Genomic DNA, 17005 nt, shown 5'->3' with positions numbered 1-17005 from the left:
GCCGACGCTCCGCGTCGACTCCCTCGTCCGCCTTGCGATCCACGGCGCCCACCGCCGCTCCCTGATCCGGCCTGATCGACAAGACACCCCCTAGGGCGCGTCCGTAGTCCCGCCTGCCCCGCGGCGTCCGGGGGCGCCACTTCGCGGGACACGACCTGGAGCCTGGTTCCGACCACGCTGCTAAAATTGGGTGATTCTGCCCAAATCGGGTTGGGGTGAGTGGATGAGGACCTCCCGATCGCGTCGGCGTGCGCTCGTGCCGGCGTCCTGTGCCGCCCTGCTGATCGCCTGGGGCGGCTCTCCGCTCGGCTCGGCCGCCGTCGCCGTGGCGCGCGCCGGTCCGTCGCCCACCCCCGTCCCCGCGGCGACGATGACCGCCCCCGCCCCCACCCGCATCCCGTCGCCCCTGAAGCCGATCAAGCAGGCCGCCTTCCAGGCTACCGTCGACCGGGCGGCGAAGAAGCTGACGGTTCCCGGCGCGGTGGTGCTGCTGCGCACCCCGCAAGGCACGTACCGGGCGATCGTCGGCACCTCGGAGCTGGGCAGGGCCGCGCCGCCGGACACGGGCGACCACTTCCGGATCGCATCCAACACCAAGACCATGACGGCGGCGCTGATCATGCTCCTCGCCCAGGACGGCAGGCTCCGCCTGACCGACCCGGTGTCCGCCTACGTCCCGGGGGTGCCGAACGGCGAACGGATCACCCTCGCCGAGCTCCTGAAGATGCGCAGCGGGCTCCACGACTACACCGCCGCCCCCGAACTCGCGGCGACGCTGGACGCGGACCCGGGCAAGGCCTGGACCCCGCAGCAGGTCCTGGCCATCGCCTTCCGGCATCCGCCGAACTTCGCGCCCGGCGCCTCCTACGAGTACTCCAACACCAACTACGCCCTGCTGGGCCTGGTGGCGGAGAAGGCCGGCGGCCGGCCCCTGGCCCGGCAGTTCCGGGACCGGCTGTTCACCCCGCTCGGACTGAAGGGGACCTTCCTGCCGGCCGCGGACGACCGCTCGCTGCCCGAGCCCTCGGCGCACGGCTACATGTACGGCGGTTCGGCCTACGCCCTGGCCGACGACCCGTACCCCGCCTCGATCCGTGAGGCGGCGCAGACCGGGAGGCTCCGGCCCGTGGACTACACCCGCCAGAACCCCTCCTACGCCACCGCGGCCGGTGGGGCCGTCTCCACCGCCGACGACCTGGCCACCTGGATCCGGTCCCTGGTGAGGGGCAAGGTCCTGGACCCCGCGTCCCAACGGCAGTGGCTCCACGGTCCGCAGGCCGAGGACCCGGCCGCGCCCGAAGGCCGGGAGTACGGCTACGGCATCGCCCACCAGCGCTTCGGCCCGAACGCCGCGATGTACTACCACGGCGGCGAACTCCCGGGCTTCAACTCCTTCATGGGCCACGACCCCGACCACGACGTCACGCTCGTGATCTGGACGAACCTCACCGTGGCCCCCGACGGCCGGGCCACCGCCCAGGCCCTGCTGCCCACCGTGCTCAACGAGATCTACGCCGGGCTCGACCTCCCCACGGGTTAGGGCCGTTCCGGCTCCGCCACCGTGCCCGGCTCCAGGACCAGCCGCGGAACGTCCGTCCGTTCGATGCCGAACACCTGCGCGTACAGGGAGAGTTCCGCTTCCAGTGCACGGATCATGGTGTCCGCCCGGCGGAATCCGTGGCCCTCGCCCTCGAAGGCGACGTACGCGTGCGGCACCGGCCGTCCCCGCAGCGCGGCCAGGAAGCGCTCCGCCTGGGCCGGCGGGCAGACCGGGTCGTCCAGCCCCTGGAGCAGCACGAACGGCGCGGTGATCCTCCCGGCGCGGGCCAGCGGCGAACGCTCGCGGCACCGTACGGCCAGGGTCTGCGGGGGCCCCGCCAGGCCGTCGATGTAGTGGGACTCCAGGTCGTGGGTCTCCTCGGCGAAGCCCGTCAGGTCCAGCACGGGGTAGATGACCGTCCCGCACGCGTACAGGTCGGTGGCCGCCAGCGAGGCCGCCGCCGTCCAGCCGCCCGCGCTGCCGCCGCGGATGGCGAGCCGGGCCGGGTCGGCCGTGCCCTCGGCGGCCAGCGCCCGGGCCACCGCCGCGCAGTCCTCCACGTCCACGACGCCCCACTGCTCGCGCAGCCGCTCCCGGTAGGCGCGCCCGTAGCCGCTGGAGCCCCCGTAGTTCACCTCGGCCACGCCGATGCCGCGCGAGGTGAAGTACGCGATGTGCAGGTCGAGTACGGGCGGCACGTGGTCGGTGGGGCCGCCGTGGGCCCACACCACGTACGGGGGCAGTTCGTCGGCGGGGGCCCGGCGCGCGGGGTGGTGCGGCGGGTAGATGTGGGCGTGGATCTCCCGGCCGCCCGGGCCGAGGAAGGTCCGGCTCTGCGGCTCGGGGTAGTACGAGGGGTCCACCGGGTCCACCCCGGCGGCGCCGACCACCCGCGCGTGACCGTCCTCGACGTCGAGCTCGACCACCTCGTAGGCGCTGCGCGGGCTGGCCGCGACCCCGTACACGCGGTTGCCGTGCGCGGCGAGCGTCGGCTGCCAGGCCGTCCACGGCCCGGCGGCGTCCACCAGGTCGCCGGTCTCCGGGTCGAGGACGCCGAGCACGGAGGAGCCCTGGCCGTGCAGGACGGCGACGAGCCCTCCGGGGAGCGGGGCCAGCCAGCTCAGTCCGGGCTTCCACAGCGGGCCGCCGAACTCCTCTTCGCGCGGGCAGAGGTTGACGGCCTCGCCGGTCTCCGGGTCCACGCGGTACGGGTTCCACCAGCCGCTGCGGTCGCTGACGGCGAGGAGGGCCCCGCCGGAGGCCCACTCCACCTGGGCGACGGCCTCCTCGGGGCCGCCGAGCACGGTCCGGACCCCGGCCAGCGTCCCGTCGGGCCGGACCTCGGCCACCCGTACCTCGGTGCCGTCCCACGGCATCCGCGGGTGGTCCCACACCAGCCAGGCCGCCCGCAGCCCGTCGGGGGAGAGCCGTGGACCGGTGGTGAACCGGTGCCGGTCGTCGCCGAGTTCGCGTACGAGGGAGCGGTCCTCGGCGGCCGAGCCGTCCAGCGGCACGGCGGCCAGCACCCGTCGCACGTCGGTCGGCGCCGGTCCGGTGAACTCCTCCAGCACGCACCAGACTTCGCCGTCCCGCAGGACGGGGTCGGCCCAGCGCAGTCCGCCGCCGACCGCGGAGAGGGGGGTCAGGGGCCGCGGGACGCGCCCCTCTCCGGGCGCGTCGGGTTCGTAGGCGTACATCCGCTGGTCGGTGAAGTGGACGAAGACCAACAGGGGGCCGCCCGAAGGGCGTTCGGCGCCCGCCCAGGGCCGGCCGCCGTACTCGGTGACCCGGCTGCGGACGTTCCACGGAGCCGGCAGCACCGAGGCCTCGGCGCCGTCCGCGGGCCGGCGCACGAGGGCGCGGCGGCCGCCCTCCGCCGGACGGGGCTCGGTCCACCACACTTCGGGGCCGACGGTGCCCACGTACTCGGGCCGCCCGTCGAGCGAGGCGGCGACGGCCGCGTCCAGGGGCGAGGGCCAGCTTCCGTAGGGCCCGGTCGGCACCGCCATCACCGGTTCACCATCACAGAATCACCATCACGGGTCACCATCACAGGGTCCGCAGGGCGTGGTCGAGGACGCGCACTCCGAAGTGCAGGGCGTCGACGGGGACCCGCTCGTCCACGCCGTGGAAGAGGGACCAGTAGTCGAAGCCGGGCGGCAGCTTCAGCGGGGAAAAGCCGTATCCGGTGATCCCGAGCCGGGAGAACTGCTTGGCGTCGGTGCCGCCCGCCATGCAGAACGGCACCACGTGCCCCTCGGGGTCGAAGCGTTCCACGGACTCGCGCAGGATCCCGAACGTCCGGCCGTCCACGGGGGCTTCGAGGGCCACCTCGCGGTGGTGGAACTCCCAGGTGACGTCGGGGCCGGTGAGCTCGTCGAGGGTGGCGGTGAACTCGGCCTCGGTGCCGGGCAGCATCCGGCCGTCCACGTACGCGGTGGCCGTACCCGGGATGACGTTGAGCTTGTACCCGGCGCTGAGCATGGTCGGGTTGGCGCTGTTGCGCACGGTCGCCTCGACGAGGAGGCCGGCCGGGCCGAGCTTGGGGAGGACGGCGTCGAGGTCGAAGTCGCGGGCCCGGGGGTCGACCGACAGGCCCTGGAGGGCGGCGAGTTCGGTGATGCAGGCGGCGACCGTGCCGGTGAGCCGGACGGGCCACCGGTACTCGCCGAGCCGGGCCACTGCGGCGGCGAGCCGGCTGACCGCATTGGCCCGGTTGGGCTTGGAGCCGTGGCCGGTCGTGCCGTGGGCGGTCAACTTCAGCCATGCGGTGCCGCGTTCGCCGGCCGCGATGGGGTAGAGGGCCTGTCCGGGGCCGTTGTGCACGGTGAAGGCGCCGGATTCGCTCAGGCCCTCCGTACAGCCCTCGAAGAGGTGCGGGTGCTCGCGGGCGAGGAAGCCCGAGCCGTCGACGGCGCTGTCCTCCTCGTCGGCGGTGTAGGCGATCACGATGTCCCGGCGCGGCCGGACGCCGGCCCGTGCCCAGGCCCGTACGGCGGCCAGCACCATCGCGTCCATGTTCTTCATGTCGACGGCGCCGCGGCCCCAGACCACCCCGTCGCGGATCTCCCCGGAGAAGGGGTCCACGCTCCAGTCGGCCGCCTCGGCGGGTACCACGTCGAGGTGGCCGTGGACGAGGAGGGCCTCGGCGCCGGGGTCGGTCCCCCCGATCCGGGCCACCACGTTGGTGCGGCCGGGCGTGCGCTCCAGCAGGACCGGCTCCAGGCCGGCCGCGGCGAGCCGCTCGGCGACGTACTCGGCGGCGGGGCGCTCGCGGCAGTCGCCGCCGCCCCGGTTCGTGGTGTCGATGCGGATCAGATCGGAAGTGAACCCGACGGCTTCGTCGAGCGCGACCTGGTCGACGGGGGACTCCCGGTCCGCCGCGGACTCCTGGGTGACTGCGGGCATGTCAGCCATACTGCTCCTCCACGGCCGCCGAGACGACCGTCGTGACCGCCTTGAAGGTGCGGATCCCCTCGTACATCGTCTCGGTGGTGTACGCGACCCTGCGCTCCCCGAAGCGTTCGACGCCCGGGACGACGGTGGCGGACATCGCCAGGTGCACGGCGTCGAACTCCAGCTCCACGGTGTACGGACCGCCGCGCACGGGATCCCGGCGCCCGGCGAGGGCCGTGGCCTGCTTGGCGGCGGTACGGATGTCGGCGGCGGTACGGGCCGGGGTGCGGCAGACGGCGGCGTAGCGGGAGACGTGGTCCTTGACGGCGACCTTCACCGCGTCCGGCGCGTAGCCTTCGGCGTCGACGCAGGTCAGGTCGTCCCCGGTGACGAGGATGACGGGCACTCCGTACTCGGCGACGACGTGCGCGTTGAGCAGCCCCTCGCTCGCGCGGGTGCCGTTCAGCCAGACCCCGGTGATGGAGTTGGCGAGGTAGGTGTGCGCGAGGACCCCCTCGGAGCCGGCGCCCGTGTGGTAGCCGACGAACGCGATGCCGTCGACGTCGCCGTGCTGGACCCCCTCGACCATGGAGAGGCTCTTGTGGCGGCCGGTGAGCAGCTCGGCCCGCTCGTCGAGCTGTTCGAGGAGCAGGTTCCGCATGGTCCAGTGGGCCTCGTTGACGAGGACCTCGTCGGCGCCGCCGTCGAGGAACCCGAGAACGGCCGCGTTCACGTCGGAGGTGAACAGGGGGCGGCAGCGCTCCCACTGGGGGGTGCCGGGCAGGACGTCGCCGGGCCAGGTGACGCCCGTGGCGCCTTCCATGTCGGCGGAGACGAGGATCTTCATCGGGCCCCCCGGGCGGTCGGCTGCGGGCCGCGCGTCACCGCAGGGCGGCCGACCCCGACGAGGGCGTCCGGGCAGGCCTGCACGCCGCTTCCGCGCAGGCGTCCAGCCTAGCCGCCGGGGCCCGCTCCGGCCCGGGGCCACGCCCGGGCCGGGGTCTCACATCGGCCGGGAATTCCACCCGATCCGGTGAGCCGCCCGGCGCGGGCGGCAGTGCCGCCGGCGGTACCGGCAGTGGTGCCGGCGGTACCCGCAGTGGTGCCGGCCGCAGTGCCGGCCCGGGGCAACCGCCTTGCTCAGCCCTCGACTTCGGTGGCCAGGTTGTCCAGCAGGGTGTCGTAGATGCGGCCCAGGCCCTTGGGGGCGAAGGTGCGCTCGAAGAAGCCGCCGATGCCGCCGGCGCCGTTCCAGACGGTGGTGACCACGGTCTTGGACTTGCCCTCACCGGCCGGGGTGACGACCCAGGTGGTGACCATGGTGGAGTTGCGGTCCTTCTCCACGAGCTGGCCGTCGGTCGGCTCGGTGACCTCCAGCAGGCAGTCGCGCACGCGCTTGCTGGTGGCCTGGAGCTTCCAGTGGACGAGGGTGCCCTCGCCGTCGCCGCCCTCGCGCACCTCGTACTCGCTGAAGTGCTCGGGCAGCAGCTTCCCCCGGGTCCCGGTGTAGTCCGCCAGCGCGTCGAACACGGTCTCCGCGTCAGCCGCGATGATCCGCTCCGTGGTGGCCTCGACCTGCGCCATAGCTGTTCCTCCAGCAGTTGTGTCCGCTCTTCGCGGCAAGCCAACCACCTCCGGGGCAAGCGCCCAAATCCGGGGGCTGCCCGCCCTCCCCGGCGCGCTCCGCGGCTCCGCGCCGGGGAGGGCTCAGGCCCGGGCCAGGATTTCTCCGTTCAGGACCGAGAACCAGGCGTCCGGGGAGGCGGCCCAGCGATGCCAGGACTCGGCGACGGCGGTCAGGCCGGCCGGGGTCGCGTGGCCGTCGCGCGTCGCGAGGGAGGCGTAGGACGAGGCCGTCGTGCGGTCCGCCCACAGGGAGGACCACCACGCGGTCTCCTCCGGGGTGGCGTAACACCAGGCCGTCGCCGACGAGGCCACCTGCGTGAAACCGGCCGCCCGCGCCCAGGACGACAGGCAGCGCCCGGCGTCCGGTTCGCCGCCGTTGGCACGGGCCACGCGGCGGTACAGGTCCAGCCACTCGTCCAGGCCCGGCTCGGCCGGATACCAGGTCATCGCCGCGTAGTCCGCGTCCCGGGCGGCCACGATCCCGCCCGGCCGGCACACCCGGCGCATCTCGCGCAGCGCCCGTACGGGGTCGCCGACGTGCTGGAGCACCTGGTGGGCGTGGACCACGTCGAAGGAGTCGTCCGGGAAGTCCAGCGCGTGGACGTCCGCGGTGGCGAAGGCGACCGCGCCGGTCAGGCCGCGCTCCGCCACGTACTCCGCGGCCTGCACCAGGACGTCCGGCGCCGCGTCGACCGCCGTCACCCGGCCGCCGGGCGCGACCAGTTCCGCCAGGTCCGCCGTGATGGTGCCGGGGCCGCAGCCCACGTCCAGCACCGACATCCCCGGCCGCAGCTCGCCGATCAGGTACGCCGCCGAGTTCGCCGCGGTGCGCCAGCGGTGCGAGCGCAGTACGGATTCGTGGTGCCCGTGCGTGTAGACGGCGGTTTCCTTCGTCTCCTCGGCAGCCATGAGCCGACTCCTCCTCGTCGTCGAAGCGTTGTGATCACCGTAGGGGATCCGCTCGGAGAATGAGATATGTGTTTTGACATGTGGACACCATCCTTGTGGGGCAAGGGCGGTCCATGGGTCGGTGGCAGGGGGAGGGAGGGGCGAGGACAGTGGGCTCCAGAGATCCGGTCCCCTGGCAGAGGACGGTGAGAGCCATGCCGGACACGCTGCTCGACCAGCACGCCGAGGCCCTGCGGCTCTTCGGTGAGCGGGTGCGCGCCGTCGGGGACGCTCAATGGGGCGCCCCGACCCCCTGTACGGAATGGACCGTCCGCGACCTGGTCAACCACGTCACGGGAGAGCAGCTCTGGATCCCGCCGATGGTCAGCGAGGGGCGGACCGTCGAGGAGATCGGCGACGCGTTCTCCGGCGACGTGCTCGGCGAGGACCCGGCCGCCGCCTGGGAGCGGGCGTCGGGCGCCGCGCACGCCGCGTTCACCGCGCCCGGGGCGCTGGACCGCACGGTCCGGCTCTCGTACGGACCCGCGCTGGGCCGGGCGTACTGCGCGGAGCTGACCGCCGACTGCGTCGTGCACGCCTGGGACCTCTCGCGGGGCATCGGCGCCGACGACCGGCTGCCGGACGCTCTGGTCGAGTTCGCCCTCAAGGAGGTCATGCCGTACGCCGACGGGCTCGCGGCCAGCGGCATGTTCGCCGAGCCGCTGGACATACCGGCGGGCGCGAACGCCCAGACCCGGCTGCTGGCGCTGGTGGGCAGGAAGGGCTGAGCCCCGCCGCCCGCCGGGGGCGGACGACAACAGGCGTGCCCACGCGAATCGCCGTATAAAGGGCATGGCCGCTCGGGTCGGCGGTACGGACGGGTACGGAACGGGGAAGGCGGGGCGAGGTGCCGGGGACGCAGCGCACGGCGGAGGGCCGCGGTCCGGTCCGCTACGGGCCGCCCGCGCCCCAGCCCGGCCTGCCCGTGCTCCCCGAGCTCACCGCCGTGATCGCCGCCGCCGCCGAGCGGTCCGCCCCGGAACCCCCGGGCGGCGGGGAGTCCGTACGCGAGGCCGCCTGCCGGCACTGGGGGCGGCGCGGGCTGCCCACCGCGCCGGAGAACGTGGCCGCCGGGCCCGGCGCCGCCGCCCTGCTGCTGGCGCTGCTCGGCGCGTACGGCGGCGACGTGATGCTGCCCCGGCCGTGTCCCGCATGGTGGACCCCGCAGGTCCGGCTGCTGGGACGGCGGGCCTACCACGTGCCGACCCCGGCCGAGTGCGGCGGCATCCCGGATCCGTACGCCCTGCTGGAGACCGTACGGAGGGTGCGCGCCGAAGGGGGCGACCCGCGCGTGCTGCTGCTGTCCGTCGCCGACGATCCGACGGCGACCGTGCCCCCGCCCGAAATGCTGCGCGAGGCCTGCGAGGCCGCCGGGGACGCCGGGCTGTTCGTCGTCAGCGACGAGAGCTGGCGCGACACCGTCCACCGGCCGCACGACACCCTCGTGCTGAGCCCCGCCGAGATGCTGCCCGACCAGGCCGCCGTACTCCTCGACCTGGCCGGGGCGCTGCTGCCCGCCGGGTGGCCCGCGGCCGTGGTCCGCTTCCCCGGCACCCCGCGCGGCACCTGGCTGCGGGCCCGCACGCTGGACGTCCTCACCGCGACCGGGGCCCTGGTCGCGGGCCCGGTCGCCGGGGCCGCGGCGTACGCCCTCGACGAACCGGACGCCGTCGCCGGGCGCGCCTACGCCGCCGCGGCGCTGCACGGGGCGGTGGCCGCCGCCGCCCACCGGGAGCTGCTGGCCGCCGGCGCGCTCGCCCGTCCGCCGCAGGCCGGGCGCCACCTGTACGCCGACCTGTCCCCGCTGCGCGCCGGACTCGCCCGGCACGGGGTCCGCGACGCGATGGAGCTGGAGGACTACCTGGGCGGCCGGCTCGGCGCGCCCACCCCGGGAGGGCAGCGCTTCGCGGACGAGCTGGGCGCGCTGCGCGTGCGCCTGTCGACGGGCCCGCTGCTCGGCGCCACCCCGCAGGAGCGGCTCGCCGCGCTCACCGCGCGCGACCCCCTCGGCCTTCCGTACGTACGGCGCTCCCTTGACCTGCTCGGATCGGTCCTGGCCGCACTGAGCTCCTGACCTGACCGATACGAGCCCGCTGTGCGGTGAACGGAGAGCTCTTGATGAGGGATCGGACGGACACCCCCGCACCCCCGGGCCCCACGGCCGCGGGCCCGGCGACCCCGGGCCCCACGGCCGCGGACCACACGGCAACGGCCCGCCGCCGTACCGCGCCCCGCCGCGAGAGCGTGCCCCATCGCGACACCGTGCCCCATCGCGACACCGCGCCCCACCGCGACACCGAGCCCCGCCCGACGCCCCGGCCCGTGTCCGGCCGTCCGGGCCCGGGCCCCGGCCCCGCCGGGCCGCGGCCGTTGGGGGAGGTGCGGAGCTGGCCGCGGTCCTTCGCCGACCGGCTGACCACCCCGCTGCCCGGGGTGCGGGCCTTCGCCCGGCTCGCGCGCGAGGGCGCGTTCCGGCCCGGCCCCGACGGGCTGCGCGGCATCCCCGACCTCCCGTACGCCCCCGCCCCGCTGCCCGCGGCCGGCCCCGGGACGCTCTGTGCCACCTGGGCGGGGCACGCCAGCTGGGTGCTGAGGATCGGCGGGCTGACCGTGCTGACCGACCCGGTCTGGTCGCGGCGCATCCTCGGCACACCGGCGCGGATGACCCCGGTCGGCGTGCGCTGGGAGGAACTGCCGCCGGTGGACGCGGTGGTGATCAGCCACAACCACTACGACCACCTGGACGCCCCCACCCTCAAACGGCTGCCCCGGCACACCCCGCTCTTCGTCCCGGCCGGCCTGGCCCGCTGGTGCCGGCGCCGCGGCTTCAGCCGGGTCACCGAGCTCGACTGGTGGGAATGCGCCGAACTGGGCGGCGTGCGCTTCGAGTTCGTTCCGGCGCACCACTGGTCGAAGCGGTCGCTGCTCGACACGTGCCGGACGCTGTGGGGCGGTTGGGTGCTCAGCGACGTGCGGGCGGCCGGGACGCCGGGGAAGGTGTACTTCGCGGGGGACACCGGGTACGGGCACTGGTTCGGGGAGATCGGCCGGCGTCATCCGGGGATCGACCTGGCGCTGCTGCCGATCGGGGCGTACGCGCCGCGGTGGTGGCTGAGGGACGTCCACGCCGATCCGGAGGAGGCCGTCCAGGCCTGCCGGGACGTGGGGGCGAGGCGGATGGCGCCGATGCACTGGGGGACGTTCGTACTGTCGGCGGAGCCGGTGACGGAACCGCTGGAGCGGGTCCGGGCGGCCTGGTCCCGGGCCGGTCTGCCCCGGGAGGACCTCTGGGACCTTCCGATCGGCGGCTCGCGCACGCTCCACCCCGCCGGAGCCGGGGCGGGGTAGCCGGGGCGCCCTCCGCCCCCGGCCGGCTCCGGTTCCTACGAGTGCCGCACGGTCCCCAGCGGGTCGGGGTCGTTCTCCAGCGCGGTGACGGCCGTCTTCCAGCCGCTGTCCCCGGGATCGAGGGCGCTGCGCAGGTAGGCCGTGGTGAGCCGCTGGAGCAGGGCGACCCGGGCGGGGCTCTCGTCGGTCGTCTCGGCGACCTCGGTGCCCGGGATGCCGCCGAGCGAGTGCTCGGCCCCGAACAGGGTGAGCAGGCTCTTGCCGGCCGGGCTGTGGGTGTAGGGGTCGGTGAACCAGTCCGGCCCGCGGGTGGACAGCGCGGAGTCGTCCGCGTCGCCGGCGACGATGAGCGCCGGGGTGGTCATGGTGTCGAAGGACGGCTTCATGAAGGGCAGGTTCTCGGCGGCGAACGGGGTGAGGCTGTCGCCCAGACCGGGCAGGGCGAGCAGTACGCCCGCCTTGACGCGGGGGTCGGACATGTCCTCGCCGGGAACGCCGTCGGCGTCCAGGACCCGCGCGCCGAGCAGCGTGCTCGCGCTCTGGGCTCCCCAGGAGTGGCCGGCCACGGCGACGCGGCCCTGGTCGACGCGGCCGCCGAGACCGGGTACGGCGGCTTCCAGGACGTCGAGCCCGTCGAGCGCGAGCGTGAGGTCCTCGACGCGTATGCGCCAGATCCGGGGCGTACGGGGGTCCTCGTGCGGGATGGCGAGCGTCCGGGAGTCGAGGTGGGTGGGCTGGACGACCACGAAGCCCTGGGCGGCCCAGTGGTCGGCGAGCGGGGCGTAGCCGTTCATCGACCAGCCGAAGCCGTGTGAGAAGACGATGACGGGCAGGTCGCCGCCGGTGGCGGGGGCGCTGACGCGGACCTGGAGGTCCTCGCCGCGGCCGGCCGGGGCCGGCAGGAGGACCGGCTTGGCGGACACCACCGTGGTGGGCGCGTCCGCGCGCTGCCGGGCGTTCGCGGAGTTCGATGCGGACATGGGAGTGCCTTCCGTTCGGGTTCTGCGCGCTCTGGGTCGAAGGGGCCGGCCGTCGCCGACGGGGGAGGCCTGGTGGGCGGCCCCCCGGTCTGCCATCATGACTGAACCGGAACCTTGTTCCGTTAACGATACGGAGCGCTGTTCCGTTTCGCAAGACGCAGATCGGAAAGGAACGCCGCGATGGACGACAGCGGCCAGAACGCGGACGGCCCGGCCGCGTCCAAGCGCAAGGACGCCCGGCGCAATCAGCAGACCCTGCTGGACGCGGCCGCCGCGGTCTTCGCCACCTCGGGCGTCGAAGCGCCCGTACGGGACATCGCGGCCGAGGCCGGCGTCGGGATGGGCACGATCTACCGGCACTTCCCCACCCGGGCGGACCTCGTCATCGCCGTCTACCGCCACCAGATCGAGGCCTGCGCCGAGGCCGGACCGGCCCTCCTCGCCGCCGGCCCGACCCCGCACGCCGCCCTGGGGCGGTGGGTCCGGCTCTTCGTCGACTTCCTGGTGACCAAACACGGGCTCGCGGCCGCGATGCAGGCCGACAACGCCGGCTTCGAGGCGCTGCACGCCCACTTCCTCGACCGCCTCCTGCCGGTCTGCACCGAGCTCCTCGACGCCGCCGCGGCGGCGGGCGAGATCCGCTCGGACGTCAGCGCGTACCAGTTCATGCGCGGAGTCGGGAACCTCTGCATCGGCGCCGGGACCGACCCCCGCTACGACGCGCGCCCGCTGGTCGAACTCCTCGTCGAGGGACTCCGTGCGCCGCGCCGGCCGTAGGGGGTGACCGCAAAGTGGCGCCGTCCGCCCGGAGCGCGGGGCAGGCGGGACTGTGACGACACCCCCTAACGGCCCCCGAGCCGGCGCCAGAGCGACGGGGCCGCGCTGATCAGCAGGGTCACGGCGACCGCCAGCGCCACGCCCTTCCACGGCTCCGAGAACAGGGAGCCGCCCAGGATGCCGATCAGGCCGTACGTCGCCGCCCAGGCGAGGCAGGCCGGGGCGTCGCCGCGGGCGAAGCGGCGCAGCGGGAGCCGGGCCAGCAGGCAGGCCAGCATCACCGGGATCCGGCCCGCCGGGACCAGCCGGGAGACCACCAGGACCAGCACCCCGTTCTCGTCCAGCCTCCGCCGGGCCTGTGCGAGGCGTTCGGGCGTCGCCCGCCCCCGCAGCGTCTCCAGCCACCGCGAGCCGCCCCGCGACCGCACCCCGCGCTGCCCCAGCCAGTACAGCGCCATGTCCCCGGCGAACGCGGCCACCGCCGCCACCACGAACACCATCAGCACGCCGAACGGCAGCGACTGCTGATGGAACGCCACCACCGCCGCCGAGCTCACCAGTGCCCCCGTGGGGATCACCGGCACCAGCGCACCCAACGCCACCAGCAGGAACAGCGCCGGGTACCCCACCGCCTGCCGGGTCGTCTCCGGCGGCACCTGGCCGACCGCCGCCGCCACCGCGGCCCCTACCCCGAGCCCGAGTCCGTGCCCCGTCACGGCAGCCGGACCCGTTCGCCGTGGCCGGGTACCCGTACCGTCACCTTCGGCGCCAGCTGCCGGGCCCGCCGTACGAACTCCTCGCCCGGCGAGTGGAATTCGTGCGGCCGCACCGCGTCCAGCCCGATCGGCCAGTACGTCCCGTAGTGCACCGGAACCGCCGCCGCCGGTGCCAGCGCGGCCAGCGCCCGCGCCGCCCCGCCCGGATCGAGGTGCCCCGGCCCCAGGTACGGGCCCCAGCCGCCGACCGGCAGCAGGGCCACGTCCACCGGCCCGACCTCCGCGGCCATCGCCTCGAACAGCCCCGTGTCCCCCGCGAAGTACGTTCGCGCCGAGCCCCGGACCACGTACCCGAGCGCCGGCGCGAGACGGGGCCCGAACGGCAGCCGCCGCCCGTCGTGCCGCGCGCTGACCGCCCGGACCCGCACGCCCGCCCGTACGTCCACCTCGTCGCCCGGGACCACCTCCGTGACGGGCAGCCCCCGCGCGGCCGCGACCCGCGCGAGCCCCGGCACGGCCCGGGGCGCCCCGCGCGGCACCAGCAGCCGGGTCCCGGGCGCGAGCCGGGCCAGCGAGGGCAGGTGCAGGTGGTCGGCGTGCAGGTGCGACACGAGCACCACGTCCGCCTCGGCCGCCTCCGGCGGGGGCGGCGCCCCGCGCCGCCGCCGCAGGTGCGCGAGCCGCCGGGCGAACAACGGGTCCGTCAGCAGCCGCACCCCGGAGTCCTCGACCGTGCACGTGGCATGGCCCCACCAGGTGATCTCCACCGCCACCCGGCCTCCCCGTCGACTCGTGCGTCCCCCGGCCCTTTGAAGCCTAGAAGGTGTCCGGGATCCTGCCCTCTCGATGCGCGTCGAACCGAAGGTGACGGCACCCTCCTCCGGGGCCGCGGATCGGAGTAGGGTCGGGCGGCATGGATGAGCTGCGCGTGGCCGCTATCGCCAGCCTGGCCCCGCTCGAGGATCTGGACGCCGACCCCTTCGTCGTCGACACCCGCAGCCAGTACGCCATGTGCGCCCGCTGGGCGGCCGACCGGGGCTACGTCGTGACGAGGAGGCTGCTCTTCTACGGGCTGCGCGCCAACCACTGCGGTCTGTGGTGCGACGTGGACGCCGGGCAGGTCGACCTGTTCGTCGCCCCCAACCACCGGGTCCTGGCCCGCGCGCTGCGCTCCGTCGAGGAGTTCACCGCCGAGTGCGGGCGGCGCGGCGTACGGCTGGAGACCGCCGGGCTGGCGGAGCCGCAGTACACCTCCGCCATGAAGGCCGAGGTGCACCGCCGCCTGTCCATGCCGACCGCCGGCTACGACGGCACCTAGGGCACCTAGGGCACCCGGGGCACCCACGGCACGGAGCGTGCCCCCTCCGCACTCCCGGCCGGCGCCGTTCGCACCTCCGTGCGCCACCCTGTCTCCCGGCCGCGCCGGCCGCGCTGTGCGACGCTGGAGGGTGCGGCCGGGACCGCGGGCGGGGCGCGGATGCGGGGGAGACACGAGGCGGTACGGCGTGTGGCGAGGACGGTGGAGGACCGCGGGCAGCGCTCTGGTGCGGGTGATCCTCGTCTGGGCGGTGTCCACCCTGACGATGCTCGCGCTCGCCGGCATCCTCCCCGACTTCCGGCTCCGGTCCGGTGACGGCGACAGCGTCACCGAGATCGGGCTGACCGCCGCCTGGGGCGCCGGCGCCTTCGGCCTGCTGACCGCACTGGTGTGGCCGGTGCTGGTCCGCGCGCTGCTGCTGGTGCCCGCCCTGGTGCTCGGCCTGCTCGTCTTCTTCCTCAACGGCTCGCTGCTGCTGCTCGCCCTCAGCCTGATCCCCTCCGGCCGCGGCGAGGTCGCCCCGGAGACCGCCGTGGTGGTGGCCGCCGTGATGTCCGCCGTCGCCTCCGCGACCTCGACCGCCCTCGCCGTACGCGACGACGGGGCGTACCGGCGCCGGCTCCACCGGCTCGCCGACCGGCGTCGCCGGCGCACCCGGCGCAAGGGCGAGCCCGGCGCCGGCCCGAGCGCCCCCGGCCTGGTCTTCCTCCAGCTCGACGGCGTCGGGTACGAGACGCTGCGCCACGCGGCGGGCAGCGCTCTGATGCCCACGGTGGCCGGCTGGCTGGACGGCAGCCACCACATCACGCCCTGGCGCACCGACTGGTCCAGCCAGACCGGCGCCAGCCAGCTCGGCATCCTGCACGGCTCCAACCACGACGTGCCCGCCTTCCGCTGGTACGAGAAGGACACCGGCGAGGTGGTGGTCTGCAACCGGCCGACCAGCGCCGCCGAACTCCAGCGCCGGGCCGTCGCGCGCACCGGCGACGGCGGGCTGCTGACCCTCGACGGGGCGAGCCGGGGCAACCTCTTCAGCGGCGGCGCCGACCAGCTGGCCCTCGTCCTGTCGGTCTCGGCGCGGCGGGGCCGGGCGAACCGTTCCCGCGCGGGCTACTTCGCGTACTTCTGCGACCCGGCCAACGCCGTCCGCACCGCCCTGTCCTTCGTCGCCGAGGCCGCCCGGGAGATCGGCCAGTCGCTGGGGGCCCGGCTGCGCGGAGAGCGGCCGAGGGTGGCCCGCGGCGGGCTGTACCCGCTGGTCCGCGCCTTCGCGACGGTGGTCGAACGGGACGTCGTCGTCGCGGCGGTCATCGGCGACATGCTCGCGGGGCGCGCCGCGATCTACGCGGACCTCGTCGCCTACGACGAGGTCGCCCACCATTCGGGGCCGCGCGGCCGGGACACCGACCGGGTGCTGGCCCGGCTCGACCGCAGCCTCGCGCTGATCGCCCGCGTGGCCGAGCACGCACCCCGGGAGTACCGGATCGTGCTGCTCTCGGACCACGGCCAGAGCCCGGGGGAGACCTTCCTGGGCCGGTACGGGCTGACCCTCAAGGACCTGGTCCGCGCGGGCTGCGGACTGCCGGTCTCGCGCCGGGCCGGCCGCACCCGCAGCGGTGCCGAGGCCCGCGCGGCGGTGCGCGCGGCCCTGCACAGGCCGGTGGAGGAGGGCGCGCAGGCCCACCCGGAGCGGGGTCCGGACCCGGTGGTGCTCGCCTCGGGCAACCTCGGGCTGATCTCCTTCCCGGACGTACGGGGACGGGCCTCGCGGGAGCGGATCGAGCGGGCGCACCCGGCCCTGCTCGCGACCCTGGCCAACCATCCGGGCATCGGGTTCCTGCTGGTGGACGGGGAGGTACTGGGCCCGGGCGGGGCGGTGGCCCGCCTCGACCAGCCCGGTGCGGCGCAGGAGCTGCTGGCCCGGTTCGGGCCGGGCGCGGAGCAGGCGGTCCGGCGCACCGACGGCTTCCCGCACGTGGCCGACGTCATGGTGAACTCGGCGTACGACCCGCTCACGGGGTCGGTGCACGCCTTCGAGGAGCAGATCGGATCGCACGGCGGCCTCGGCGGTGAGCAGGGGCGCCCGTTCCTGATGTGGCCGACGGAGCTGTCGGAGCCGGAGCGGGACCTGGTGGGCGCGGAAGCGGTGCACGAGGTGCTGCGCCGCTGGCTGCGGGAGGCGGACGGCCCCCAGGTGCCGGTCGATCCGCCGTCGGGCGAGGCGGCGGCCCCGGGGGAGGAGCCGGTGGAGGAGCCCCCGGGGGAGCAGCCGGTGGAGGAACCCCCGTCCGGAGGCGGAAACGACGGAAGCCTTCCTTCCGCAAGGGTGTCCGCACGGGACGAAATCCGCTGATTT

15 protein-coding genes are annotated in these 17005 nt (G+C 75.2%); 7 read left to right on the top strand and 8 right to left on the bottom strand.

The window, feature by feature from the left end:
* The first annotated feature begins 223 nt into the window (after positions 1-223).
* Positions 224-1540 (top strand): serine hydrolase domain-containing protein, encoded by a 1317-nt coding sequence (locus tag ACFY1T_RS28910; RefSeq protein ID WP_390790755.1) that lies wholly within the window; start codon positions 224-226, stop codon positions 1538-1540.
* On the opposite strand, the gene ACFY1T_RS28905 is transcribed toward ACFY1T_RS28910, so the two are convergent.
* The 5 genes from ACFY1T_RS28905 to ACFY1T_RS28885 all read right to left on the bottom strand — a co-directional run bounded on the left by ACFY1T_RS28905 (position 1537) and on the right by ACFY1T_RS28885 (position 7471).
* Positions 1537-3549: a prolyl oligopeptidase family serine peptidase gene (locus ACFY1T_RS28905; protein WP_390790754.1), complete on the bottom strand. Its 2013-nt coding sequence runs from the start codon at positions 3547-3549 to the stop codon at positions 1537-1539. The genes ACFY1T_RS28910 and ACFY1T_RS28905 overlap by 4 nt on opposite strands.
* A gap of 40 nt (positions 3550-3589) precedes the next feature.
* Positions 3590-4948, bottom strand: a complete 1359-nt coding sequence (locus ACFY1T_RS28900; RefSeq protein ID WP_390790753.1) for a M20/M25/M40 family metallo-hydrolase — start codon at positions 4946-4948, stop codon at positions 3590-3592.
* Position 4949: 1 nt separating this feature from the next.
* Positions 4950-5783 carry a M55 family metallopeptidase gene (locus ACFY1T_RS28895; RefSeq protein WP_390790752.1) on the bottom strand — a complete coding sequence of 278 codons (834 nt, stop codon included), beginning with the start codon at positions 5781-5783 and terminating at the stop codon, positions 4950-4952.
* Positions 5784-6076: 293 nt separating this feature from the next.
* The gene (locus tag ACFY1T_RS28890; RefSeq protein WP_030868080.1) at positions 6077-6520 is read right to left on the bottom strand and encodes an SRPBCC family protein; all 444 of its coding nucleotides are present in this window, start codon (positions 6518-6520) and stop codon (positions 6077-6079) included.
* A gap of 123 nt (positions 6521-6643) precedes the next feature.
* Positions 6644-7471, bottom strand: a complete 828-nt coding sequence (locus tag ACFY1T_RS28885) for a methyltransferase domain-containing protein (protein ID WP_390790751.1) — start codon at positions 7469-7471, stop codon at positions 6644-6646.
* Between the two features lie 194 nt (positions 7472-7665).
* Here ACFY1T_RS28885 and ACFY1T_RS28880 point away from each other — a divergent pair, with 194 nt between their 5' ends.
* The 3 genes from ACFY1T_RS28880 to ACFY1T_RS28870 all read left to right on the top strand — a co-directional run bounded on the left by ACFY1T_RS28880 (position 7666) and on the right by ACFY1T_RS28870 (position 10858).
* The gene (locus tag ACFY1T_RS28880) at positions 7666-8238 is read left to right on the top strand and encodes a TIGR03086 family metal-binding protein (protein ID WP_390790750.1); all 573 of its coding nucleotides are present in this window, start codon (positions 7666-7668) and stop codon (positions 8236-8238) included.
* A gap of 119 nt (positions 8239-8357) precedes the next feature.
* Positions 8358-9584 carry an aminotransferase class I/II-fold pyridoxal phosphate-dependent enzyme gene (locus tag ACFY1T_RS28875; RefSeq protein ID WP_390790749.1) on the top strand — a complete coding sequence of 409 codons (1227 nt, stop codon included), beginning with the start codon at positions 8358-8360 and terminating at the stop codon, positions 9582-9584.
* 44 nt (positions 9585-9628) lie between these two features.
* Complete coding sequence (locus tag ACFY1T_RS28870) at positions 9629-10858, top strand: MBL fold metallo-hydrolase (RefSeq protein WP_390790748.1); 1230 nt, start codon at positions 9629-9631, stop codon at positions 10856-10858.
* 35 nt (positions 10859-10893) lie between these two features.
* Here ACFY1T_RS28870 and ACFY1T_RS28865 read toward each other — a convergent pair whose 3' ends face one another.
* The gene (locus tag ACFY1T_RS28865; RefSeq protein WP_390790747.1) at positions 10894-11838 is read right to left on the bottom strand and encodes an alpha/beta hydrolase family protein; all 945 of its coding nucleotides are present in this window, start codon (positions 11836-11838) and stop codon (positions 10894-10896) included.
* 180 nt (positions 11839-12018) lie between these two features.
* Here ACFY1T_RS28865 and ACFY1T_RS28860 point away from each other — a divergent pair, with 180 nt between their 5' ends.
* The gene (locus tag ACFY1T_RS28860) at positions 12019-12615 is read left to right on the top strand and encodes a TetR/AcrR family transcriptional regulator (RefSeq protein WP_390790746.1); all 597 of its coding nucleotides are present in this window, start codon (positions 12019-12021) and stop codon (positions 12613-12615) included.
* Between the two features lie 65 nt (positions 12616-12680).
* Here the strand turns inward: ACFY1T_RS28860 and ACFY1T_RS28855 are convergent, their stop codons facing one another.
* Both ACFY1T_RS28855 and ACFY1T_RS28850 read right to left on the bottom strand, forming a co-directional pair.
* Positions 12681-13331, bottom strand: coding sequence for a DedA family protein (locus ACFY1T_RS28855; protein ID WP_390790745.1), 651 nt, complete (start codon positions 13329-13331; stop codon positions 12681-12683).
* Entirely contained in the window at positions 13328-14104 is a 777-nt protein-coding gene (locus ACFY1T_RS28850) for an MBL fold metallo-hydrolase (protein ID WP_030868104.1), read from the bottom strand. Before ACFY1T_RS28850 ends, ACFY1T_RS28855 begins: the two co-directional genes overlap by 4 nt.
* 140 nt (positions 14105-14244) lie before the next feature.
* Here ACFY1T_RS28850 and ACFY1T_RS28845 point away from each other — a divergent pair, with 140 nt between their 5' ends.
* On the top strand, positions 14245-14649 hold the full coding sequence (locus ACFY1T_RS28845; RefSeq protein ID WP_390790744.1) for a hypothetical protein: 405 nt from the start codon (positions 14245-14247) through the stop codon (positions 14647-14649).
* Positions 14650-14836: 187 nt separating this feature from the next.
* Entirely contained in the window at positions 14837-17002 is a 2166-nt protein-coding gene (locus tag ACFY1T_RS28840) for a phage holin family protein (protein WP_390790743.1), read from the top strand.
* Positions 17003-17005: the final 3 nt, after the last annotated feature.

The sequence above is a fragment of the Streptomyces sp. NPDC001194 genome, from assembly GCF_042896985.1.
Taxonomy (GTDB): domain Bacteria; phylum Actinomycetota; class Actinomycetes; order Streptomycetales; family Streptomycetaceae; genus Streptomyces.
The sequence above is the reverse complement of the archived record's forward strand: the minus strand, read 5'-3'. Positions and strand labels throughout refer to the sequence as shown.